Below are 23,208 nucleotides of genomic sequence, written 5' to 3'. Positions count from 1 at the left end.
CCACACAACTCCGGAGCGTCAAATGAAAAAAAGCTGCTTTATTAATCGTACAGAGAAGGCACTCTGCTGTCGAAGACGGGTACGTTTTCGCGTACTTCCGCGACGTTTGAAAGCTCTAATTTCTGTCGCAGTGTTTCTTCATGCTCCACACTGCCTTTCTGCAGGACGTTGCCCCACGGATCGATAAAAGCCGAAGAACCTGCAAATGTAATACCGTCATAGCTGCCCGGACGGTTGCACGTGACCACATACATCTGGTTCTCTACAGCACGGGCAGCACTCAGTACATCCCAATGCGTCCGTCGACTGTCCGGCCATTCCGCCGGGATGAACAGAAGTTTACATCCCTGGAGGGCAAGACTTCGGATGATTTCGGGGAAACGCAGGTCATAACAGATGACGACCCCCATTTTGATTCCGTCGAGTTCAAATACTCTTACCGGCTCCTCCCCTCCGCTTAAGTATGCAGGTTCATTCAGCATGGGCACCAGATGCATTTTATCGTAATGATAAACAAGCTCTCCCCTGTTATTTACAACCAGTGCCCGATTAAATACTTTTCCATTTCGTTTAACAGCGATGGATCCTCCCATTATATGCACGTGATAACGTTCCGCTGATTCTTTAAGAAACCGGACCGTTTCACTGTCTGCAGGATCTTCGGCTATATCATCCAGTTCCGGTAGTGTATAAGCCGTCGTCCACATCTCCGGCAGCATGATCAGGTCCACGTCATGAAGTTCCTGTTCCTCCAGCCATTTGCCCACTTTCTCCCTGTTTGCCTGTGGGTCTCCCGGAATAACATCCATCTGATAGACTAAAATATTCATTCGTCTCCCCCTTTTACTCTAACCTTCTTCACTCGTTACAGAGATAGGCCGATAAGTTACAGTCTTCTCAAAAGCCTTATCGACATTGAAACAATTCCCAAAATTCCCGATATTCAACCTCTTTCGCCAAAACCTTTTCCGGACCGACGTTTCTCCGCATCCCTCTTTCCTTTGAAGAAAAGGAGTAATAGAGTTTTAAGATATATGACCTGATGCTTAATCGTCAGAGTACTCAAAACGGGAACAACTGTCAAATAATTTCGAAATCGTTCATTGTTCACTTTCTTGACTTTCTTCCGGACCCCTGTTAAATTTAATCCCTAGTAAAAAGGTAAGTTTAAAGGAGGTAACTATATTGAAAGACAATCCGGAGAAGCTTTCTCCCTTCCGTAAATTGCTGTTCCGTGCCCTGGACGGGATAGAATGGGTAGGAAACAAACTTCCATCCCCTTTGTTGCTGTTTGCAATATTAGCATTAATCGTCATAGTCATATCGGGGATTTTTTCAGGTGTATCCGTCACGAATCCTACAACGTCCGAGGTAGTAGAAGTTAAAAATCTCTTCAGCCTGAGCGGACTGGATTACATATTCAACAGCGCGGTCGAGAATTTCATCGGCTTCCCGCCTCTTGGCGCTGTCCTCGTCACAATGCTCGGAATCGGACTGGCCGAGCAGACCGGACTGATTCATTCATCACTGAAAAGCATCGTATTCGGAGTACCGAACCGGCTTTTGACAGCAGCTCTTGTGTTCGCCGGGGTTATGTCCAGCCTTGCCGTAAACGCCGGTTATGTAGTACTTCCCCCTCTCGGCGCTGTTCTGTTCCTCGGACTTGGACGCCACCCGCTCGCCGGTCTCGCTGCGGCGTTTGCGGGCGTTTCCGGAGGGTTCGGCGCCAACCTGGCACTGACTTCGACTGATGCCATCCTTCAGGAACTGACAGCAGATGCTGCCCGTACAATCGACCCTGCCTATGCAGATACGATTACGGTAACGATGAACTATTTCTTTGCGGCGGCTTCCGTCTTTCTTGTAACCGTCATCGGTACCCTCGTCACCGACAAAATCGTCGAGCCCCGCCTCGGGAAGTACAGGGGAGAAGAAGAAGAAAACCTGGAAAAACTGACTGCCAGGGAAAAGCGCGGCATGCGCCTGGCCGGCCTCGGATTCCTTGTAACTTTTGCCATTATGGTCTACCTGTCTCTCGGGCCGCTCCGGGGTGACGGTGCTTATATCGATTCCCCATTTTTTAACGCTCTTGTTTTTGTCATTTTCATCCTTTTCTTTGTGCCGGGTCTTATCTACGGTATCGTATCCAAAGAAATACAAAATGATAAAGACCTGACGACACTGCTCGGAAAGACGATGGCTAGCATGAGCGGCTACATCGCTCTGGCATTCACGGCGGGACAGTTCATCGCCTATTTCCGTGAAACGAACCTTGGCACGGTAATCGCCTTCAACGGGGCGGAATTTTTGAAAAACACCGGTTTTACGGGAACAGGGCTGATCCTTACTTTTATGGGGATTACTATGCTCGTCAACTTTTTCATAGGCAGTTCCTCAGCAAAATGGACGATTCTGGCACCTGTATTCGTCCCTATCATGATGAATCTGGATTATTCACCGGAGTTTACGACGTTACTGTACAGAATCTCCGACTCCGTCACTAACATGGTAACTCCCTTACTTCTTTATTTTCCTGTCATCATCGCTTTTGCCCAACGTTACGATAAAAAGATAGGTATAGGAACGCTAATCTCCATGATGATTCCGTACTCCGTCGCTTTTCTTCTGGGTTGGCTCGTGCTCCTTCTGGTATGGGTTCTGCTCGGAATTCCGGTCGGTCCGGGAGCACCTATTTCCTATTAAATGCCGGCTTTCGACCATGGGTCCCGTTCCCATGGTCTTATTTTTCCCTTTGCTCCTCCAAAAAAAATCTCTTACCGAATTTCCATACGAAAGGTATAATGGAAGTTATGCAAAATTCACCGCTTTACAGGAGGGACCATCCATGAATAAAAAAGATATAGCAGCCCTGCGCAGACAGTTGAAGGCCGATACCGACCTTTTGAATATCACCGACCTTTTCACGGTATATATTATGAAAGAAACATCCGAACCTTTCCATGCTCAGCACCAGGCGTTTGAGATGCTTGAAGAGGATCAGCAGGAGCTGTTTATGCAGAATTTCAAAAAACTCCTCTCCGGACAGCTGGACGAAAAGCTGTTCGAACTTAAATTCAGACGGGATACCGAGGAACCCACCCAGCTTCTTCTGCATAAAAGCCTGTTGAGTAACGACACGGAAGAGTGGTCGGAACAGATGCTCGAAATGACCGAAAAGATAATGAAAGAACAGGCTTATGATAAAGACATAGTCATCACCTTCGTAAAAGGCGAGTATTTGAAAACGACGACACCTCCCGCTGAATCCGAAGAAGCCGACCGGGACACGATGCTCTCGAGCCAGTTCATGCTGTGCAGTATTAACCAGACGGAACCACCGGAAAAAGAAATCCAGTTCGACTACATAGAGAAAACGTTCAAATATAAAGTGGACGTCGATCCCGTCATCGATCTGAAGAAACCTCTCGGCGGCTTTCTGTTCCCTGTCATCACGGATGGGACAGGAGATGTGAACAGAGTGCTCTACTCTGCCGGAAAACCGAATGAGCCCGATCCTTTTTTCATGGAAGAAGTTCTTGAGGGAGAAAAAGCAATGACCGCAAAAGAGGATAAAGCAGTCTTTGAAGAAGTCGTCAAAGATGTAGTCGGGGACCGGATGAGCCCTTCGACACTTGCAAGTGTCTACGAAGATATCAATTATACGCTTGAAGGCAGTGAAGAGGATGAAACCCCTAAACTGGACTACCGGGATATAGGGAGCTTCCTGAGCAAGAACGGTCACGAAGTGGAAGAGGAAAAAGTCAAGGAAGCTTTCCACAAAGTGACGGATGAAGAATCCTATGAACTGAAAGCGAGCAGTGTACTTCCGAAGTACAACTCAAAATCGATCAAAATAAGTACGAAAGTGGCGAACATCTCCGTCAGCCCTCAGGACCTTCCGCACGTAAGACAGGTTAACCGGAACGGTAAACGCTATATCATGATCGAAGTGGAAGAGGATGCGGAAATCTCAGGATTCAAGATGCTTCCGGAGGATATCGAATAAAAACACATCAAAAAGCGGGTGGTATGGAGAGAATGCCCATACCACCCGCTTTTCTTCTATTACCACAATGTACGCATCTTTTTATTTATACTCGATGAAAAAGTATTTTTTCTTACCGCGGCGGATGATCGTATATTTGCCTTCGATTTTATCCGCTTCTCCGAGTTCATGACTTACTTCCTGATTTCTTTCTCCATTAATATAAATCGCCCCGTTGGAAATATCTTCACGGGCCTGGCGTTTCGAGGAAGAAATACCCGCTTCGACGAGCAGTTCCACCAGTCGTTTCCCGTCTTCTTCGACCGTGTACCCTGGCACCCCTTTGAAGCCCTGTTCAATTTCTCCGGCGTTCAGTGATTTGATATCTCCGCTGAACAAAGCTTCCGTAATCCTCTGAGCCTGTTCGAGCGCAGTTTCATCATGAACGATTCTGGTCATCTCCTCGGCCAGCCGTTTATGAGCTGTCCGTTGTTCCGGTCGTTCCTGTACTTCCCGTTCAAGTTCTTCTATTTCGTCGAAATCAAGGAAGGTGAAGAAATGAAGGAATTTAATGACGTCTCTGTCGTCCACATTAACCCAGAACTGGTAAAACTCGTAAGGACTCGTTTTTTCGGGATCGAGCCAGATAGCGCCGCCGGCCGTTTTACCGAATTTTGAACCGTCCGCTTTCGTAATGAGCGGCATCGTCATGCCATAGGCTTCCACTTCCTGTTCCCCCGCTGCTGCGCGACGTAACAGTTCAAGACCTGCAGTGATATTCCCCCACTGATCACTTCCTCCGAGCTGAAGGGTGCAATTTTCCTTTTCATAAAGCTTCTGGAAATCCAGGGACTGTAGAATCATGTAGGAGAATTCCGTGTAGCTGATACCGGCTTCAATCCGGGACTCCACCGCATCTTTCGCCAGCATGTAGTTGACACCGAAGTGTTTCCCTGTGTCACGAAGGAAATCTATGATCGTCATTTCCGATAACCACTCGTGATTATTTCTCGCTACGGCAGCATTTTCCCCTTCATCAAAATTAAGGATTCCCGCCATCTGATTCTCGATTTTTTTACTGAAACCTTTCACTGTTTCCTCGGAGTTCAGCTGTCTCTCTGTAGAACGTCCGCTCGGATCCCCTATCATTCCGGTGCCGCCGCCGACAAGAGCGATTGGCCGGTGTCCTGCTTTCTGAAAACGTTTCAGCATGAGAATCGGGAGCAGATGCCCGATATGGAGACTGTCGGCCGTAGGGTCGAACCCACAGTAGAGCGTTACCTGATTCTCACTTAAGTGCTTCCGCAATCCCTCTTCATCTGTAACCTGATTGACTAGGCCTCTTTTGGACAAATTGTCTAAAATATGCATACGTCTCACCTCTGTAAATAATTTTTTCCTGCATTAAAAAAAGACCTCTGTCCCCTTACGGAAAGGGACGAGGTCTTAACAGTCGCGGTACCACCCTGGTTGCACTTATGTGCCACTTCATTTATATAACGGCTGCAACTACATGCAACCGTCCCCTGATTCACACCAGAAGATGCTCCCGGACGTAATTCGGTTCTGAACCTCTGTCGATTCCCACCAGCCATCGACTCTCTGTGTAGAAGTGCGCAGAACCTACTGCAACCGTTCATAGCTTTAACAGATTTAATTATGTATTATTTTTATCATATATTGTTCCTGAAAGCAATTATTTCTTTCGGCTCTCATGCATCTGATATTACGGATATGATATAATTGGCAGTGTCATTTTAGGAGGTCACCAATCATGAAGTGGAACAGGGATACTATTCGAAAACGCTGGGAAGACGGCACTATTTTCAAGTATACACGGATTACATATGATGTTTTATGGAACGTTTTACTATTTTTTATTATCGTCGGAATTATAGGGGTGTTTTTTGTTGGAGGGGTAGGTGCCGGTTATTTCGCTTCTCTCGTAGAGGATGAACCTGTGCGGAGCGAAGAGGAACTGGCCTCCAGTCTGTATAATTACGAAGAAACCTCACAGCTTTATTTTACGAACGATCAACTGCTCGGGGACGTTCAATCCGATTTATACCGGGAGGAAGTACAGCTTGATAACGTCAGTGATCACCTAACGTCAGCCGTACTTGCAACGGAAGATGAGAATTTCAGAGAACATAACGGGATTGTGCCAAAGGCTCTGTTACGAGCTGTCGTGCAGCAGGTAACCAATTCCAGTACCAAAACCGGAGGAAGTACCCTTACGCAGCAGCTGGTCAAAAACCAGATTCTTACAAACGAAGTCTCTTTTGAAAGAAAAGCAAAAGAAGTGATGAACGCACTGCGTGTGGAACAATTCTTCGATAAAGATCAGATTCTCGAAGCCTATATGAATATCGTACCTTTCGGCCGGAACGCAAACGGCCAGAACATTGCAGGGGTCCAAAGTGCTGCCCGCGGAATTTTCGGAGTGGAAGCCGGGAAGCTCTCCATTCCACAGGCCGCTTTCATAGCCGGACTCCCTCAGAACCCTTTCGGTTATACTCCTTTCAAAAACTCCGGCGGGGTGAAGGAAGATGAAGGGTTGGAGCCGGGCTTGAACAGAATGGAAGAAGTACTCGAGCGCATGCACGAAAAAGGACACATCACAGAAAGTGAATATGAAAAAGCACTTGCCTATGATCTGAAATCCAATCTCGCCTCGCCGAAACCTTTACCAAGTTCCGATTACCCTTTCCTGACACGTGAAATCAAAGTAAGGGCCGGAGAAATTCTGAAAGAGCAGCTGGCCAAAAAAGACGGCCATACGATGGAAGATCTGAAAAATGATAATCAGCTGATGGAAGAGTATACTACTCTGGCCGACCGTCGCCTATCCTCGGGCGGTCTGAAAGTACACACAACGATCGACAAAGAAGTCTATGATGTCATGCAGCGGGTGAAGGATAATTACAATAACTACGACACGTGGCGGACTATCCCTGTGGAAGATCCGGAAACTGGAGAGATCAGTGAGAAAGAAATCCCCGCGGAAGTCGGAAGTGTCCTCCAGGAAAACTCTTCGGGGGCTATCCGCGGATTCATCGCAGGCCGCGACTTTGACGTTCAGCAGCTGAACCACGCCACGCAGGCAAGACGTTCGAACGGCAGTACGATGAAACCGCTGCTCGTCTACGGGCCGGGCTTTGATCTCGGAGCCCTGCAGCCGGGATCAGTACTGGTAGATGTGCCGTATAAGTACCCGAATAAAGATATAAGTGTAGAAAACTATGCCGGAGGGTATCACGGACTTGTTTCCGCCCGGCAAGCGCTGGCCAATTCCTGGAACGTTCCGACTGTCAAAGCTTACAGTGAAATCGTCGACCAGAACCCTGCAGACAATTACTTGAGAAAAATGGGTTTTGAAGCGATTACCGCCGAAGATGCCGAAAACTTATCGACCTCTTTAGGTTCCACCATCAACGGAGTTACGGTGGAAGAAAATACGAACGGTTTCGCTACATTCGGAAATATGGGCTCGTATACCGACGCTTATATGATTGAGAAAATAGTCACAAAAGAAGGCGATACTCTTTATAAACATAAAAAAGAATCGACGGAAGTGTTCAGTGAACAGGCCACATACCTGACGATAGATGTGCTGCGTGACGTGTTCGATTATGGCACGGCCGATGATGTAAAAAGTCAGCTTACGAACCCGGGCGTCGACTGGGCCGGGAAGACAGGAACTTCACAAAACTACAAAGATGCATGGTTTGTAGCCACGAACCCGAACGTAACGATGAGTATGTGGATGGGATACGACCGGAAAGAAAGCCTGAACAGCAATGGCTACAGTGACCGAAATAACGGTTTGTGGGCTGATGTCGTGAATGCGGTAACGGAAATCCGACCGGATCTCATGGCTCCCGAACAGCGTTTCGAACAGCCTTCCGGTATCGTGGAGAAATCCTACTGTGCCACTTCCGGCCTTCTTACTTCCGAACTGTGTTCATCCGTCGGTCTGTCCAAGAGTGATCTTTATATCAAAGAGCACGCCCCGACAGAAGAAGATGACAGTTTAACAGATGGGGACTTCACAGAGATAAAAGGAGACCTCGTAGCTGCCGGGGATAATACACCGGATGAGTTCATCACTAGCGAGGGAGACGGGGTCAGTCTGAAACCCCAGTTTCTTAAAAATAATGGCTACGATAACGAAAAGACGCTTGAGCACCTGATTCCGGACAAGGAAGAATGGTCGAATGTATCCCTTCCCTCCGACAGCGCAGCAGGAGTAGGAGAAGAAATAACTAATGACGGGCAGCCCCCTTCTTCTCCCGGAAATCTCCGGATTCAGGGAACGACCATCAGCTGGAACAGTTCTTCGAGCGATGATGTAGTCGGTTACAGAGTATACCGCGCAGGGTCACCGGGTGGAAACTTCTCCAAAATCGGGAGCACCGGTTCCACTTCCATGGACCTCTCCGGTACCTCCGGAGTTTACGCCGTAAGAGCAGTGGATTACTACGGTCAGGAATCGGGATTATCTGAAACCGTCCCTGCCGAATAACCCTTTAGTTCCCGGAATGGGCGAATAGCCGTTTGAAAAGGAGTTACTCTTTTCAAACGGCTATTTTATAGGTAATATGGTAGTAGCATGAAATATTTTTACAGGCGGTGGATATGTGGAACATACAAAGTCATTTTTTCAAAGGAAATTGAAAACGGATACAAACGACCTGATAATTGAAGGTCCTCTTTCATCCGATGAGCTCTCCCAATATTCCTTCCATGAACAATTAACTGCTTTTCGTACTCCCAAAAAACAGTTTGAAGCGATAAAAGGAATAGCCGATCTCCCGGAGGGAAGAATTATTGTGGCCCGGTTTGAAGGTACAATCGTCGGCTATGTCACCTATCTGCATCCGGATCCTCTGGAACGCTGGGCCGAGGGGAAAATGGAAAACCTCATTGAACTCGGCGCTATTGAAGTGGTCCCGGGTTTTCGCGGATACAGAGTCGGTTCCCAGCTTATAGAAGTATCCATGCTTGATGAATATATGGAAAACTACATTATCATTTCCACGGAATATTACTGGCACTGGGACCTGAAAAGTACCGGACTCAGTATATGGCAATACCGGAAAGTGATGGAAAAGATGATGGGTGCCGGGGGCCTTACCCCCGCTCCGACGGACGATCCCGAAATTATATCCCATCCTGCCAATTGTCTAATGGTCCGCATAGGAAAAAACGTCAGCGGATCCGATGTGGATAAGTTCGACCATTTGCGTTTCCTTACGAAACATCAGTATTCAAACAGGAGGTCCTGACCAATGCTCGTTGAAGAAATGATGACTACCGAAGTTCATACACTTACTACGGAAGATACTATAGAAGATGCACTTAAAACCTTAAACACCTATCAGATCCGTCACATCCCGATCGTCGATGAAGACATGTACGTCGTCGGCATCGTTTCCGACCGGGACGTAAGAGACGCCAGCCCCTCCGTGTTTGAGCGTGATTCCGACCTCAGTGAACTGTCCAACAACCTGGGAAGCATTATGACTACCGAAGTCATTACCGTACATCCGCTCGGCTTTATCGAAGAAGTCGCCAATATCTTCTATGATAATGAAATCGCCTGCGTTCCCGTCACCAGAAATAATAGACTGGTCGGAATAATAACAGAAAAAGATCTTCTTTATACGCTTATTCAGCTTACCGGGACGAATGTGCAGAGTTCCCAAATTGAAGTCAAGGTACCCAACCGGCCCGGCATGCTGCCCGGTGTAGTGAATATCGTTGGAAAGAGAAAACTGAACCTCACTTCCATTCTCGTTTATCCATACAAACCCGACAGCAACTACAAAGTCGTAGTCTTCCGAGTCCAGACGATGAATCCGTATCCGATGATCGAAGACTTAAGAAATTCGGAATATGAGGTACTCTGGCCGAAGGAACCGGGGATGTCCCAATGAGCTGCTCATCCAAATTCGTATATTCCAAAGATTATGCCACCTACCGCTTTAGTGATGATCATCCTTTCAACCAGATGAGAGTAGAGCTCACCTGCGATCTTCTGAAAGACTCCGGGGCGCTCAAGGATGAGGATATCGTTTCCCCGCGCTACGCCACGGAAGAAGAGCTTGCCCTTTTTCACAGCCGGGAATATATTGAAGCTGTGAAAAAAGCGAGCGTCGGTGACCTCTCCGAAGAAGAGGGTTTCGAATTCGGTATAGGTACGGAAGACACTCCCATGTTCGAAGGGATGCACGAAGCTTCTTCGCTGATAGTGGGAAGTACGCTTTCGGCTATCGATGAAGTGATGGAAGGACGTACCGATCATTCCCTTAACCTGGGCGGGGGCCTTCATCATGGTTTCGAACGAAGAGCCTCCGGTTTCTGTATATATAACGATGGCGCCGTAGGGATTAAATATTTACAGAAGAAATACAATCAGCGGGTAATGTATGTGGATACCGATGCACACCACGGAGATGGAGTGCAATGGGCCTTTTACGGAGATCCGGATATCTGCACCTTTTCTATACACGAAACAGGGAGGTATCTTTTCCCCGGTACCGGATACGTCAATGAACGCGGACTGAAAGAGGGATACGGCTATGCATTCAACTTACCGATTGACGCGTTTACAGAAGACGAATCTTTTTTAGACGTATATGAATCCGCTTTCAAAAAGATCGCTGCATATTTCAAACCGGATATCATCGTTTCCCAGAATGGTGCGGACGCTCATTTTTATGACCCGCTCACACACCTCTGTTCAACGATGAAAATATACGAACGTATCCCTGCCCTTACCCATGAACTCGCTCATAAACACTGCGGAGGGAAATGGGTAGCTCTCGGGGGCGGAGGATATGATATATGGAGAGTAGTGCCACGGGCCTGGGCACAGCTGTGGAAAGTGATGAAGGACCAGGCTCCTTTCCAGGGAGAACTCCCGGCAGCATGGCTGGAAAAATGGGAACCGGAAGCTCCTTTCTCTCTTCCGCACACGTGGCACGATCCCGACGGCTCCTACAAAAAGATTCCGAGAAAACCGGAAATAACCGAAAAGAATGCCAAAACACTGAAAGCCGCCATGCAGTTCATCAATAATCAGATTCACTATAATTGAGCTATCCAGTCATGAAAAACAGGCATCTCCGTTCCTCAGGATGAGGACGGGGATGCCTGTTCATTCTTATCATATTCGGACTCCAGAATTACGATTTCAACTCTTCTGTTCTTTCTCCAGTTCTCTTTTGAATTGTTCTCGACGACCGGACGGGTGGAACCGTACCCTACCGCTGTAAACCGGCCGGATTCAAGTCTCGGATCATTATTCTGCAAATAGCGTATCACACTTCCGGCTCTCGCTCCGGAAAGCTCCCAATTCGAGGGGAACTTCGCCGTCGCAATCGGACGGTCATCCGTGTGTCCTTCCACTCGTACATGGTTAGGCACCTGTATCAGCAGGTCCCGCAGCTTTCCGAGGAAAGGGCGGCCGGATTCCAGTATTGAAGCTTCTCCACTTTCAAACAGCACTTGTTCCTGCAGAACGAGAACCACTCCCTTATTCGTGCGTTCGGCTGAAATAATGTCTTTAAGACTATTTTTTTCAAGAAATTCCTGCACTTCCTGCATAAGCTCATCCAGTTGTTGCGCTTCTTCTTTCTCTTTCTCTATCTCCTCTTCCGGTTCCGATGTTATCTCGGGCACATCGACCGGTTCATCGAAATCACTGCGATCATCACCATTTTCACGGACTTCAGTGCGCTCGGTAGGATTTTTGCTTTCCACCGGCGAGGGCATAAAGTCGAATATCATACGATTCTTGAAAGATTCTGCGACGGAATCGAACTTCACTTCACTGATCTGTGACATGGAAAACAATAATACGAAGAATACAAGGATGAGCGTAATCATATCTGCGTATGTAGTCATCCATTTGGGCGACCCTTTTTCCACTTTGGCCTTTCGTTTTCTATGCTTCATTGGCCGCATCCTTCGGCATTTCCTGTTCCTGTGCTTCCTTGGAAGCCATTTTTTCTTTTTCTTCCTCCGATAGAAAAGCACTTAGTTTTTCCTCCAGAATTTTCGGGTTCTGTCCGGACTGTACACCGATAATACCTTCGGTGATTATCTGCTTTTTGAAGATTTCCTGATCGGTTTTGTTTTCGAGTTTCCCGGCCATAGGTAAAAAAACAAGGTTTGCAAGAACTGTACCGTACAGTGTCGTCAAAAGGGCCACCGCCATTTGAGGACCGAGCGTAGCGGGATCATTCAAACTCTCCAGCATGAGGATAAGGCCGATCAACGTACCTATCATCCCCCAGGCCGGGGCATATTCTCCGGCTTTTTCTACGATCGCACGACCTCTCTGGTGACGTTCCTCGACCGCACTCACTTCGGCACTCATGATTTCGTTTACCAGTTCAGGTTCTATTCCGTCCACAGACATCAATATTCCTTTTCTTATAAAAGGGTCTTCGATGTTCTCCGCTTCCGCTTCCAAAGCAAGAAGCCCCTCGCGACGTGCTCTGTCGGATAATTTAACAAACAGCTTTATCAGTTCGGACAAATCCATGGAATCCTTGTTGAAGGACATGCGGATGGCTTTATAAGCAAGCTTCATCTCTCCCAGGTTGAAGTTCACGAACAGGGCGGCAAGGGTTCCGCCAAGAACGATAAACACGGAGGTCGCCTGAATGAACGACTTCAGCCCCCCTACCCCGCCGTTGAATGTAATTCCGACCATAATCATAATAAAACCTAACGTAATACCTATCGGAGTCAATATATCCTTTTTGTTCATGCTGCTCTCTCCTCAACGAACGATGTGACTTATACTTTATATATCGTCACTTTTTTTGATTCGTTGAGTTTCTTTCAATGATTCTGTGAGGAAGGATTACATTCGTATCCTCCGCCTGCTCTTTGTTCATCAGTTTTGTCAGCAGTCTCATGGACACGGCTCCAATGTCATACATCGGCTGTACCACGGTAGATAACGTAGGACGGATCATCGTTGCAAGTCTGGTATTATCAAAGCCAATCACTTCGATATCTTCCGGTACGCTGATACCTTTATCCTGAAAACCATGGATGACACCGAGAGCCATTTCATCGGAAGCTACGAATACTCCGCCCGGACGTTCTTTCAGAGCGATAATCTGTTCAGCCGCTTCCAGACCCGAGTCATACGAATAATCACCCAGTATGAGGAGTTCATCATCGACGCCCTGGTTATAATCTTTCAATGCGCGTTTATAACCTTCCAGTTTTTTCGTATTTATGGACGTGTTATCCGGTCCTGAAACGTATGCTACTCTTTTACTGGTGGAAAGCAGATGTTCAGTGGCTTCATAAGCTGCGTGGCCGTAGTCGATGTTCACCGAAGGAGTCTCTTCGCTTTCGTCGAGCGTCGCCGCCAGCGTTACCGGTACAGAAGCTCTCCGGAACTCCTCTGTATGTTCCTCTGTTATATCTCCTCCCATGAAGATGAGACCATCCACCTGTTTGCCGAGCATTGTATTGATCAGATGAAGTTCTTTGTCTTTATTCTGGTCGGAGTTGCTCAAAATAATATTATAATTGTACATCGTCGCAATGTCTTCGATCCCTCTGGCCAGTTCAGCGAAAAAGATGCTGGAAATATCCGGTATGATTACTCCTACCGTAGTCGTCTTCTTACTGGCAAGCCCTCTGGCTACGGCATTCGGTCGATAGCCGAGACGTTCTATCGCTTCATGAACCTTTTTTCTTGTAGCCGGTTTCACGTTGGGGTTACCATTTACGACCCTGGATACAGTGGCCATGGACACATTGGCTTCCCGTGCCACATCATATATTGTTACATTCATGTTCATTTCCTCCTCTAAAACTGCTTTTAAAACTACTATACCCTATTAATTAATCTTAATAATCATACGATATTTAAGAAAAACCTGCAATTCATGTCTTCTCATTCATTATAACGAAACCGGTACAATTTAAAAAGCCAGGCTGTTAACCTGACTTTTGTGAATTTATGATTTTACCGGTTGCTGTTTATTTATTTCACTAATGAAAGATTCGAATGTAGGAATATCCATCTGCTGGGCGGAATCTGAAAGTGCCACTGCCGGGTCAGGGTGAACTTCAGCCATTATTCCGTCTGCTCCGATTGCGATTGCAGCTCTTGCAGTCGGCAGCAGCAAATCTCTCCGCCCTGTTGAATGCGTTACGTCCACAAGAACAGGCAGGTGAGTCTCCTGTTTCAGAATAGGGACAGCTGAAATATCCAGCGTATTACGGGTAGCTTTCTCGTATGTGCGTATTCCGCGTTCACACAGGATGATCTGGTCATTTCCCCGGGATATGATGTACTCAGCTGCGTTGATGAACTCAGAAATAGTAGCTGACATACCGCGTTTCAGCAGTACCGGCTTCTTAACGGCACCTGCCGCTTTCAGAAGTTCGAAGTTCTGCATATTGCGGGCACCGATTTGAATGACATCAATGTAGTCTACGGCTTTCTCTATATCGGCGGGATTGACTATTTCCGAAATTACGGCGAGACCTTCCTCATCCGCCACGCGTTTAAGAATTTGCAGTCCTTCTTCACCGAGGCCCTGGAAATCGTAAGGCGAAGTACGTGGTTTGTATGCACCGCCCCTGAGCAGTTTACCACCCTGTTTCTTCACGGCCTGCGCTACTTCCTTGACCTGTTCGTAACTCTCCACCGAGCACGGGCCGAATACGTGGGTCAGCTCTCCGGCTCCGACTTTTTCCCCTTTAATATTCACAACAGTGTCCTCGGCTTTGTTCTTACGTGACACCAGCAGAGCCTTCCGGTGATCGTCTTCCTGAAGCTCAAGGCTCGCTTTGAAAATCTCTTTGAAAAGCTGCGTTACTGTAGAATTCTCGAAAGGACCTTCGTTGTTCTCCACTATTTTGTCAAGCATTGCTCTCTCACGCACGGGGTCAAAACGATTCATACCCTGCTGCTCTTTCACTTCTCCTATACTCTTTACCAGATCACCGCGTTTACTTATTAAATTCAATAGCTCTACGTTTACATCATCCAGTTCATTACGTAATTGATCGAGTTGTTGGTTACTCATCGTTAGTCCCCCTTATTCCTTCATAAAAAATTACCTCTTATTGATAATTAGGGCAATTATAGCTGAATTATTTTGAATTGTCACCCTTATTAAAGAAATTCATCATAGTTAACAGATATATGTTCAGGAAATGACCGCCTTATCCAGGTTCTCCTTCGTAATATCAAAGTGTGTCGCATCCCATTCTACCGATCCATCCTTTATATAAAAAGCCTGTGGGGATTCATGGGAGATTTTCAACTCCTCAGCTGCAAACTGGGATACATCCCTTGCTTCCTGAATAGGGATGAAGTACACCGGAGTATCGGAAGAACGTTCAAAGTTCTCTGTTTCCCCTTTTGCAGATGCGCTTATAGGGCATGTAAGACTATGTTTCAATAGTATAAATTCTTCCTCGCTCTTCAATAATTCTTTTAGTTGCTGAATAGATTTTACTGTTTCCATCTGTAATCTCCTCCCTTTTCTGCAATCATAATTTTCCTTTCCCCTTATCATAGAAGAAAAAAAGGCGAGGGAGCAAGCCCTCGCCTTCCTGAAATTAATTGGATTGTCCTTTTTCCTGTTCCTGCTCAAGTTCGCGGGCTGCTTCTTCGATTGCTTCCGCAACCTCCTGGGCAGCTTGTTCAGCTTCTTTTTCGTCGGAGTTCCCCTGTACTTTCTCTTTAACTTTAGAACTGAGGTCCTGAGTAGTCGAAGCTGCTTTTTCTTTCCATACTCCTGAATTTTCGTTAAGATCTTCACGAAGTTCCTTGCCTGATTTAGGAGCTACGAACAATGCAGTAGCCGCACCTATAAGCACTCCTATAATCGTTCCCAGTATAAAATCTTTGCTGTTCCCCTGGTTCTGATTCTGTTTCTCTTTTGCCATTTGTCAACATCCTCCTTTAAATATTATACTTCTTCGTAATTCCCCATACGTCAAGTACTGCATGAACCCAGCCAAAAACTTCATTGACTTCCTGTGAGTCTGCACGGACGTTGGACGTCGGGACGTCACTGAGCGCTTTATCGAGATCGTCCTTTTTGCTGGCAGGAGTCTTGATCTGCGCTATCGTTTCATCCAGAAGTTCTTTATGGTTGTTCAGCTTCTCAGTCAGGGATTCACCTTTTTCCTGAAGAGTAGTGACACCGGTAGTGATTCCTTCCGTACGTTCCTGAACTCCTTCTACCGTCTCGTTCGCCTGATTCATCGTTTTCTTAACAGTGGAGATAGTCTTCACAGCGTAAACTGCGAGTACAATCAAAGCCAATACTGCGACTCCGATCGCAACATAAGTGAGAATATCCATAATTTCCACCCCTCTTTTCTTATGTAGATAGTACTTATATCTACTACCCTTCCATAAGCGCAATTAAACCGATGACACTCCCTAACTATAACATTATCAGGGGATTATAAAAATCCCCCGGAAGTCTTTATTTGTGTGCTTTTGTTACTCGGCTACGCTTTTCACTTTTGCTTCGTATTCTTTTTGGAATTTCTGAATATCTCCCGCTCCCATGAACAGAAGAACACCGTTTTTGTGCTCTTTCAATCTTTCTGTGTCTTCAATAGCAAGTATTTCAGCACCCGGAATGAGTTCCTGGAGATCGTTGATAGTCAGGTTACCTTTACTTTCCCGTGCAGAACCGAAGATGTCACACAGATAAACGTAGTCCGCTTCCTGCAGGCTTTCGGCAAACTCTTTGAGGAAAGCTTTCGTTCTTGAAAAAGTGTGGGGCTGAAAAATAGCTACCGCCGGACGCCCCTTATATTTTTTCCGTGCAGAGTCGATGGTGGCGGCAATTTCTATCGGATGATGAGCGTAATCATCTACGAGAATCTGCCCGCCCCATTCTTTCTCCGTGAATCTTCTCTTCACTCCGGCGAATGTTTTCAGTGCATTGATCTCTTCGGCCGGTATACCGTCATAGTCGCAGAGAGCGATGACGCTCAGTGCATTCAATACAGTATGCGATCCAAACTGCGGAATCGTGAAGGTCGCATAATAGGTACCTCTTACAAAGACATCAAAGGTAGTGCCTTCTTCTGTTTCGTACACATTTTTAGCCTGGAAATCATTCGACTCCTGAAAACCGTAATAAACGATAGGGACATTGGCTTTGATATGCTGCAGATGTTCATCATCCCCACACGCAATTATACCTTTTCTTACCTGCATCGCCATCTGCTGAAATGCGTCATACACGTCATCGATACTTGTGAAGTAATCGGGGTGGTCGAAATCGACGTTTGTCATGATGGCATAATCCGGATAATAAGAAAGGAAATGACGTCTGTATTCACAGGATTCAAATACAAAGTATTCGCTGTTCTCCCCTCCCTTTCCGGTACCGTCCCCGATAAGGAAAGAGGTCGGGTAGTTTTCATCCAGTACGTGGGAAAGAAGACCGGTTGTGGAAGTCTTCCCATGGGCTCCGGTTACGGCGATACTCGTAAAACGTTTAAGCCACTCGCCCAAAAAGTCGTGGTAGCGGTAATAGGTGAGTCCAAGCTCTTTGGCCCGCTTTATTTCCTCGTGCTCATCACCAAAAGCGTTGCCGGCTATTACTACATATCCTTCTTCAATATTATCCGCAGAAAAAGGCAGTATTTTGATTCCCTTTTCTTCCAGAGCCTTCTGGGTAAAAAAGTATTTATCCACATCCGACCCCTGGACCGTTTCGCCCGAATCATGAAGTATTTGTGCCAGAGCACTCATACCCGTACCTTTAATACCAACAAAGTGGTAAGTAGTCATAAAAAAACCTCCGTAATAAATTCCATATAGGTAAACTTATATGTATTATTCAGTAATGTAAATTTCCCAGCTTAGTGCTATATCATTTTATCACGTTCTTTTAGTAATCAAAAGCAGGAAGTATGTCCTTCTGTCACAATGAAAAAAGCACGAATTCCTTCGTGCTTTTTATCCATTACTAATGTCCGGGAACAAAATCAACTTTCTCCAGTCGCGGGTTCGGGGTATATTTACGACCCTGCTTCGCTTCCTGTTCCCCGTTCAACAGAACATTATCCCCGGTAAAACCGATGGTGATATCCAGCAGACTCCCGCCGACGCCGTACATATCCACCGGAACTTTATTCTCTTCAAAATGACGGATGCGATCTTCCGAGAATCCGCCGCTCACTATTATTTTTACGTGATTGTACCCTTCTTTGTTGAGGGCTTTCCTGAGTGCAAATACGAGTTCAGGATTGACTCCGCGCGGGTCAAAAGTACCCATAAGATGCTCATTTCTCAGGAAATATTTATCGACAAGGGTGCGGGACGTATCAAGACGCACACCCTTCAGATCATCGCCGAATTCCCGGGCGACCTTCAGGGAGTCCCCGATAACGTCATTGTTATAATCTACAAGAGTCGTCAATTCGTCTTCGGGGAATTCTTCCTGATAAGCTTTCGTTGCGGCTACTACATCCCCTTTGAACATCTGTAGTAATGCATGGGGCATAGTACCCATACCTGCTTTCCCCCACCATTCATTCATGGCATGGGTGGCCTGGGCGGTAGAGCCGCCGATGAAAGCCGAATATCCGTCTCCGGCCTGTTGGGTGTAATGATCATCCCGGTCACCCATGAAAATTATCGGTTTTTGTTTCCCGGAAGATCTCGCCGCCTTCACTACATTATACACATTAGTAGCTACCGAGGTTCTTCTTGCGAGAATACCGTCGATAATTCCTTCGAGATAACCGAACTCCTGGTAAGGACCGCTGATTGTCAACACAGGTTCAAAAGGACTGACACGGTCCCCGTCCTTCAGAGAGTAGATTTCGAGGGAACCGGGATTTTCTGCAAACGTGTGGATAAGTGCTATAGCTTCATCCGTACCGCAGAGAACTGCATGACTCTTTTGGAAAAACTGCATGGTTACAGTATTATCGGCTACATGTTTCTTTACGATATCATTGGTTTTCAGAAAGTAAACCGCTGAAAACCATCCCTCACCGATACGTTCATCGAATTTAAAAGTTTTGTTCGTCAAACGGGATATTTCCCCATTCAGTTTTTGTAATATTTCCTTCATAGCTTTACTCCTTATCCGTTTAAATCGTCACTGCTTCACTTCTATCATAATGAAACGCCGAGCTTTTCACAAGGGATTCAGGATAGTTCCCCCTGCTTCCACTCTTCCGACTGCTGTTCGGTAAGCAGTACATCTCTCGGCTTACTGCCTTTCTGGGAAGATATGATTCCGTGCTCCTCCATCTGGTCGATCAGACGGGCGGCACGGTTATATCCTACCCGGAACCTTCGCTGAATAAGAGAAGCACTGGCCCCATTCTGAGACAATACGAAGCGGACCGCTTCATCAAACAGAGAGTCCGTCTCTTCTTCATTATTTATGTGATTCAGTAATTCTTCCTGTTCAAACAAATAATTGGCAGGTGCGATATTTTTCATGAATCCGGTGACTCTCGTTATCTCCTCATCAGAAACGAAAGCTCCCTGAACTCTTTTCGGAGTCCGGTCCCCGTTACCCATAAACAGCATATCCCCTTTACCGAGAAGTTTCTCGGCGCCGCCGGCATCCAGTACGGTTCTCGAATCAGCCTGAGAGGAAACACTGAACGCTATCCTTGTCGGGATATTCGCTTTAATGAGTCCCGTAATGACGTCAACAGAAGGTCTCTGAGTAGCTACAAGCAGGTGAATGCCACAAGCTCTCGCTTTCTGTGCTATTTTACAGATGGCATCCTCCACTTCCTGCGGAGAAGTCATCATCAGGTCAGCGAGTTCATCGATTACGATTACGAGATACGGGAGCTTTTTCTCGCTTTCCCCTTCCCGGATCACTTTATCGTTGAACTTCTCAACATCACGCACGCCGTATTCCACAAACTTCTCATAGCGTTCCTCCATCTCTTTCACTGCCCACTTCAGGGCGGAAGTTGCCGCTTTCACATCCGTAATGACCGGGGAGACGAGCTGAGGAAGACCGTTGTACGGAGCAAGTTCCACCATTTTCGGATCGATGAGCATGAATTTGACGTCTTCATAATGCGATTTATAAAGCAGGCTGAGCAGAATCGTATTAATGCATACACTTTTACCGGAACCGGTAGCTCCGGCTATCAGCCCGTGCGGCATATCTTTCAGGTCCGTTACGGAAGGTATGCCTGCGATATCGAGGCCGAGACCGACCGTAAGAGGAGAATCGGACTTCGTGAATTCTTCCGTTTCAAAAATTTCCTGAAGTCCCACAATCTGAGATTTATGGTTCGGCACTTCAATGCCAACGGCCTGTTTTCCCGGGATCGGCGCTTCCATTCTGATATCTCTGGCAGCCATCTTCAATTTAATATCATCAGAGAGATTTGTGATTTTACTAACCTTCACTCCCGGCTCGGGCTGGACTTCAAACCTGGTTACTGTAGGTCCCTTCATCGCATCTGTAACTTTGGCTTTTACCTGGAACTGCTGAAGAGTGTTTTCAAGCTGCTCCATCTGTTCGATGATAATCGTATCTTCATTCTCTTCCCTGACGACTTTATCGTTGAATAAATAGAGCGGCAACTCGTATTCTCTTCTATTATCCGCCTCTCTCTTTGCTTCTCCGGTCGATTCGTTCTGTTCCGGCAGTTCCTCAGTCTTCTCGGGTTCTGCAGTCTTCGGAGACGTATATTGTTTCTCTGGTCTCTTGTCTCTCGATCTCTTGTCCTTCGGAGTCATAATTACATTGAAAGGGACGGAAGATCGGCTGCTTTTCGTTTCTTTGTTCCTGGGCTTTTCTCTCGTAATGATCGTCGCAGGTTCCGAAGTCTCTTCTTCTGCAGCATTTTCCTTCTCTTCAGTTGCACTTTCTCCTGCCCAGGACGTCTCATGGGCTGTTTCTTCTACGGGCTGTTCTTCTTCCGGACCAGAAATCTCCGGCTCCTCGAATCTTACTTCGCCTTCTTCCTGTACCGGCTGCTCTTCTTCGGCAGACCCGGGATCGTCTTCTAAAGAAAGGAAGACTTCGGTTTCCTCATCTCCGGAAACGTCACGTTCATCTTGCACTTCTACTTCCGTTTCTTCTTCCATATCCAACAATCCAGCTTCCGCGACCGGCTCTGATGTCTCCTCTGTTTCATACTCCGGGATGCCCTCTTCCTCAGAGGAAATCAACTCGTTTTCTTCTGTGATTTCTTCATCTTTTCCATAATTTCTTTGCCGTTGAAACCCATGGACCGGAGACGGAACTGCTGTAGGGGTAAAGGGTTTGGCAGAAGGGGAAGGCCTTTTTTCTTTTTCTTCGGCATTTTCCTTCTTTCTTCGGTAGTTGAATTGCTCAAAACCTTTGTTCTCCGTACTTTCCTCCGATTGTGTCCTTCTGGTACGCTGCCTTGTTCGCTGCAGGCTTTTGTTTTCTTCCGCTTCTTTTGTCTCTTTCTTAACGCGGGAGTTATCAGCAGATTCATCCGGGATCATCGGAAAGCGGAACGAGCCGGTTTTAGGGTAATGGTACGTCATTTTCGATTTTGCTTCCGAACTTCGATATGTAGGAGTCGTTTTGTCTTCTTCAGGTAATTCTTCTTCCGGTTCAAAAAGCTGTTTACATTTATCAATGAATTGTTTCCACATATTTATTCACTCTTTCTTTGCATACTTTTCTTTCTATTGTATCAGCTTTTACCTCCATTGTGTTTTTCAAAAAAGTTAAAAATGCAAAGAGGCTCGCACCTCTTTGCATTTTTGATTTCTCGTATCCCGGTATCTTCTTATTCATCTTTATACAGGAAAAGGAGCCCCGACTTCATAAGAGTCGTCCAGCACAAGAATACCTTTTCCTTCCGAACCGTCCGAGAGATGAAGCTCTTTGCTGGAACAAATCATTCCGCTTGAAGCTGTTCCTCTCAACTTGGCATCTTTGATTTTCATACCTCCGGGCATGACGGCACCGACTTTAGCAACCACTACTTTCTGTCCGGCGTCCACATTAGGGGCTCCACAGACAATCTGTACTTGCCGATCTCCAACATCAACCTGACAGACGCTCAGTTTATCGGCATTTTCGTGCGGCTGAATGTCCGCTACATAACCGACGACGAATTTCTCTTCGAGGTCCAGGTCGAGATTATCATTAAGGTTCTGATCGGAAAACACCTTTTTAAGTTCCTCGAGCTTTTCTTCGTCCATCCGCATCTGTCCATTGCCCAGGTCGCTGAAGTGACGGGAGGCATTGAAAATATTGTAACCGAGGACAGAACCGTCTGTTTTATCCGTAATCTTCACTATATCTCCGAATGCTTCATGTGTTCTGTTATCTCTGTCAGTTTCATTTAACGGAATGAGCAGTACGTCACCGACGCCCTTCTCGTTGTAAAAAATCATCACGTTTCATCGTCCCCTTTTTTATCCTTCGGTTTTTTCTGTGCAAGTATGAATATAGGTTCCAGCTTCCCATTTTCGTATAGGAAAGAAAGGGAAGTCACAGGTACGAGACCTTCCGCAAAAAACTTCATCGCCATCTGGGCCAGTATGTCGTACCCGCCTTCATTCTGTATGTCAGCGAAGATGATGACGTCCTGATGAGGAATACTGATAGCCAGTTCCCCTTTGCATTCTGCTTTCATCTCTTCAAGTAAGGACTCATTCAATATTCTGCTGGCATCGTAACCATCATTTAATGACTGAAAATAGAAGTCGTTTCCGTATACGGTGTCTTTTCGCAGACTCACTTCGAGGGACCGGGCGTTGAAAGAGGCGACTTCTTTCATTCGATCGATACTCCAGCCTTCCTCTTCCAGTTTCTGATAGTCGATGAGCTGATATGATTTTCCAAGATCAAGAGCGTAATAAATTCTTGTTTCGGCCGTGTGTTCCGTGTAAACCAGTTTCTTCCCGTTTTCAGTTTCTGTCGGAAAAGAGGCGGCCCGGATCACGGGATATACGTTCTTTTCCTGACCGGAAAGTTCTGTATTTTCATTCATCACCCTTAGCGCTTCGCGAATATGTTCTTCAAGTTCATCCAGGGATTTTTCACCTTTTTCCTGCCATTTGGAGATGACGTTCGGCACTGTTACTGTAATGCCTTCACCGGAGTGTTCCCACTCCACGCGAAAAGTATCTTTATCCCTGTTGAAAGAAGTTCGCCAGCCGTTCTCATCAAGGCGCTCTTCCAATTTTTTCTTCATTTGTATGCTCGTCATTTTCATCGGTAAAA

Annotated in this window: 20 protein-coding genes and 1 other annotated feature; of the genes, 6 read left to right on the top strand and 14 right to left on the bottom strand. The window is 46.4% G+C overall.

Annotated elements, in window-relative coordinates; all coding sequences use genetic code 11:
- Nucleotides 1–41 precede the first annotated feature (41 nt).
- Nucleotides 42–830, bottom strand: coding sequence for a carbon-nitrogen family hydrolase (locus CKW00_RS11110; protein ID WP_095822622.1), 789 nt, complete (start codon nt 828–830; stop codon nt 42–44).
- A 355-nt stretch (nt 831–1,185) separates the two neighbouring features.
- Here CKW00_RS11110 and CKW00_RS11105 point away from each other — a divergent pair, with 355 nt between their 5' ends.
- Nucleotides 1,186–2,703, top strand: coding sequence for an AbgT family transporter (locus CKW00_RS11105; RefSeq protein ID WP_095822621.1), 1,518 nt, complete (start codon nt 1,186–1,188; stop codon nt 2,701–2,703).
- A gap of 142 nt (nt 2,704–2,845) precedes the next feature.
- Entirely contained in the window at nt 2,846–4,006 is a 1,161-nt protein-coding gene (locus tag CKW00_RS11100; RefSeq protein ID WP_095822620.1) for a DUF4317 family protein, read from the top strand.
- 81 nt (nt 4,007–4,087) lie between these two features.
- Here the strand turns inward: CKW00_RS11100 and tyrS are convergent, their stop codons facing one another.
- Complete coding sequence (gene tyrS / locus CKW00_RS11095; RefSeq protein WP_095822619.1) at nt 4,088–5,356, bottom strand: tyrosine--tRNA ligase; 1,269 nt, start codon at nt 5,354–5,356, stop codon at nt 4,088–4,090.
- 60 nt (nt 5,357–5,416) lie between these two features.
- Nucleotides 5,417–5,634, bottom strand: a binding site (T-box leader).
- A 125-nt stretch (nt 5,635–5,759) separates the two neighbouring features.
- Between tyrS and CKW00_RS11090 the strand changes: the two genes are divergently transcribed.
- From CKW00_RS11090 to CKW00_RS11075, 4 genes are all read left to right on the top strand, one after another.
- Nucleotides 5,760–8,510, top strand: a complete 2,751-nt coding sequence (locus CKW00_RS11090; protein WP_095822618.1) for a transglycosylase domain-containing protein — start codon at nt 5,760–5,762, stop codon at nt 8,508–8,510.
- A gap of 115 nt (nt 8,511–8,625) precedes the next feature.
- Nucleotides 8,626–9,273 (top strand): GNAT family N-acetyltransferase, encoded by a 648-nt coding sequence (locus CKW00_RS11085; protein WP_095822617.1) that lies wholly within the window; start codon nt 8,626–8,628, stop codon nt 9,271–9,273.
- A gap of 3 nt (nt 9,274–9,276) precedes the next feature.
- Complete coding sequence (locus CKW00_RS11080; protein ID WP_095822616.1) at nt 9,277–9,924, top strand: acetoin utilization AcuB family protein; 648 nt, start codon at nt 9,277–9,279, stop codon at nt 9,922–9,924.
- A complete protein-coding gene (locus tag CKW00_RS11075; protein ID WP_095822615.1) occupies nt 9,921–11,087 on the top strand; it encodes an acetoin utilization protein AcuC in 1,167 nt (388 codons plus the stop codon). The genes CKW00_RS11080 and CKW00_RS11075 overlap by 4 nt, the downstream gene beginning before the upstream one ends.
- Before the next feature lie 35 nt (nt 11,088–11,122).
- On the opposite strand, the gene motS is transcribed toward CKW00_RS11075, so the two are convergent.
- The 12 genes from motS to CKW00_RS11015 all read right to left on the bottom strand — a co-directional run bounded on the left by motS (nt 11,123) and on the right by CKW00_RS11015 (nt 23,200).
- Nucleotides 11,123–11,947 (bottom strand): flagellar motor protein MotS, encoded by an 825-nt coding sequence (motS, locus tag CKW00_RS11070; RefSeq protein ID WP_095822614.1) that lies wholly within the window; start codon nt 11,945–11,947, stop codon nt 11,123–11,125.
- Entirely contained in the window at nt 11,937–12,767 is an 831-nt protein-coding gene (gene motP / locus CKW00_RS11065) for a flagellar motor protein MotP (RefSeq protein ID WP_095822613.1), read from the bottom strand. The genes motS and motP overlap by 11 nt, the downstream gene beginning before the upstream one ends.
- Before the next feature lie 46 nt (nt 12,768–12,813).
- On the bottom strand, nt 12,814–13,815 hold the full coding sequence (ccpA, locus tag CKW00_RS11060; protein WP_095822612.1) for a catabolite control protein A: 1,002 nt from the start codon (nt 13,813–13,815) through the stop codon (nt 12,814–12,816).
- A gap of 165 nt (nt 13,816–13,980) precedes the next feature.
- Nucleotides 13,981–15,057, bottom strand: a complete 1,077-nt coding sequence (locus CKW00_RS11055) for a bifunctional 3-deoxy-7-phosphoheptulonate synthase/chorismate mutase (RefSeq protein WP_095822611.1) — start codon at nt 15,055–15,057, stop codon at nt 13,981–13,983.
- 123 nt (nt 15,058–15,180) lie between these two features.
- Nucleotides 15,181–15,630, bottom strand: coding sequence for a bacillithiol system redox-active protein YtxJ (ytxJ, locus tag CKW00_RS11050; RefSeq protein ID WP_233129776.1), 450 nt, complete (start codon nt 15,628–15,630; stop codon nt 15,181–15,183).
- The gene (locus CKW00_RS11045) at nt 15,596–15,925 is read right to left on the bottom strand and encodes a YtxH domain-containing protein (protein ID WP_008590851.1); all 330 of its coding nucleotides are present in this window, start codon (nt 15,923–15,925) and stop codon (nt 15,596–15,598) included. The genes ytxJ and CKW00_RS11045 overlap by 35 nt, the downstream gene beginning before the upstream one ends.
- Nucleotides 15,926–15,941: 16 nt before the next feature.
- A complete protein-coding gene (locus CKW00_RS11040) occupies nt 15,942–16,346 on the bottom strand; it encodes a DUF948 domain-containing protein (protein ID WP_076572577.1) in 405 nt (134 codons plus the stop codon).
- 144 nt (nt 16,347–16,490) lie between these two features.
- Nucleotides 16,491–17,798: a UDP-N-acetylmuramate--L-alanine ligase gene (gene murC, locus CKW00_RS11035; protein ID WP_095822609.1), complete on the bottom strand. Its 1,308-nt coding sequence runs from the start codon at nt 17,796–17,798 to the stop codon at nt 16,491–16,493.
- 178 nt (nt 17,799–17,976) lie between these two features.
- Nucleotides 17,977–19,089: a nicotinate phosphoribosyltransferase gene (locus CKW00_RS11030; RefSeq protein ID WP_095822608.1), complete on the bottom strand. Its 1,113-nt coding sequence runs from the start codon at nt 19,087–19,089 to the stop codon at nt 17,977–17,979.
- 77 nt (nt 19,090–19,166) lie between these two features.
- Nucleotides 19,167–21,626, bottom strand: a complete 2,460-nt coding sequence (locus CKW00_RS11025; RefSeq protein ID WP_095822607.1) for a DNA translocase FtsK — start codon at nt 21,624–21,626, stop codon at nt 19,167–19,169.
- A gap of 147 nt (nt 21,627–21,773) precedes the next feature.
- Nucleotides 21,774–22,376, bottom strand: a complete 603-nt coding sequence (ytpR, locus tag CKW00_RS11020; protein WP_095822606.1) for a YtpR family tRNA-binding protein — start codon at nt 22,374–22,376, stop codon at nt 21,774–21,776.
- Complete coding sequence (locus CKW00_RS11015) at nt 22,376–23,200, bottom strand: DUF1444 domain-containing protein (RefSeq protein WP_095822605.1); 825 nt, start codon at nt 23,198–23,200, stop codon at nt 22,376–22,378. Before CKW00_RS11015 ends, ytpR begins: the two co-directional genes overlap by 1 nt.
- Between the last annotated feature and the right edge of the window lie 8 nt (nt 23,201–23,208).

The sequence above is a fragment of the Salimicrobium humidisoli genome (assembly GCF_002295105.1).
GTDB classification, from domain to species: domain Bacteria; phylum Bacillota; class Bacilli; order Bacillales; family Halobacillaceae; genus Salimicrobium; species Salimicrobium humidisoli.
Note: the sequence above shows the minus strand (reverse complement) of the source record. Positions and strands in the feature narration are given on the sequence as shown.

Coding starts and splice junctions, on each gene's coding strand:
- CKW00_RS11110 (WP_095822622.1), bottom strand. CDS start 830: ATGAATATTTTAGTCTATCAGATGGATGTTATTCCGGGAGACCCACAG.
- CKW00_RS11100 (WP_095822620.1), top strand. CDS start 2,846: ATGAATAAAAAAGATATAGCAGCCCTGCGCAGACAGTTGAAGGCCGAT.
- tyrS (WP_095822619.1), bottom strand. CDS start 5,356: ATGCATATTTTAGACAATTTGTCCAAAAGAGGCCTAGTCAATCAGGTT.
- CKW00_RS11090 (WP_095822618.1), top strand. CDS start 5,760: ATGAAGTGGAACAGGGATACTATTCGAAAACGCTGGGAAGACGGCACT.
- CKW00_RS11080 (WP_095822616.1), top strand. CDS start 9,277: ATGCTCGTTGAAGAAATGATGACTACCGAAGTTCATACACTTACTACG.
- CKW00_RS11075 (WP_095822615.1), top strand. CDS start 9,921: ATGAGCTGCTCATCCAAATTCGTATATTCCAAAGATTATGCCACCTAC.
- motS (WP_095822614.1), bottom strand. CDS start 11,947: ATGAAGCATAGAAAACGAAAGGCCAAAGTGGAAAAAGGGTCGCCCAAA.
- motP (WP_095822613.1), bottom strand. CDS start 12,767: ATGAACAAAAAGGATATATTGACTCCGATAGGTATTACGTTAGGTTTT.
- ccpA (WP_095822612.1), bottom strand. CDS start 13,815: ATGAATGTAACAATATATGATGTGGCACGGGAAGCCAATGTGTCCATG.
- CKW00_RS11055 (WP_095822611.1), bottom strand. CDS start 15,057: ATGAGTAACCAACAACTCGATCAATTACGTAATGAACTGGATGATGTA.
- CKW00_RS11045 (WP_008590851.1), bottom strand. CDS start 15,925: ATGGCAAAAGAGAAACAGAATCAGAACCAGGGGAACAGCAAAGATTTT.
- CKW00_RS11040 (WP_076572577.1), bottom strand. CDS start 16,346: ATGGATATTCTCACTTATGTTGCGATCGGAGTCGCAGTATTGGCTTTG.
- murC (WP_095822609.1), bottom strand. CDS start 17,798: ATGACTACTTACCACTTTGTTGGTATTAAAGGTACGGGTATGAGTGCT.
- CKW00_RS11030 (WP_095822608.1), bottom strand. CDS start 19,089: ATGAAGGAAATATTACAAAAACTGAATGGGGAAATATCCCGTTTGACG.
- CKW00_RS11025 (WP_095822607.1), bottom strand. CDS start 21,626: ATGTGGAAACAATTCATTGATAAATGTAAACAGCTTTTTGAACCGGAA.
- ytpR (WP_095822606.1), bottom strand. CDS start 22,376: ATGATTTTTTACAACGAGAAGGGCGTCGGTGACGTACTGCTCATTCCG.
- CKW00_RS11015 (WP_095822605.1), bottom strand. CDS start 23,200: ATGAAAATGACGAGCATACAAATGAAGAAAAAATTGGAAGAGCGCCTT.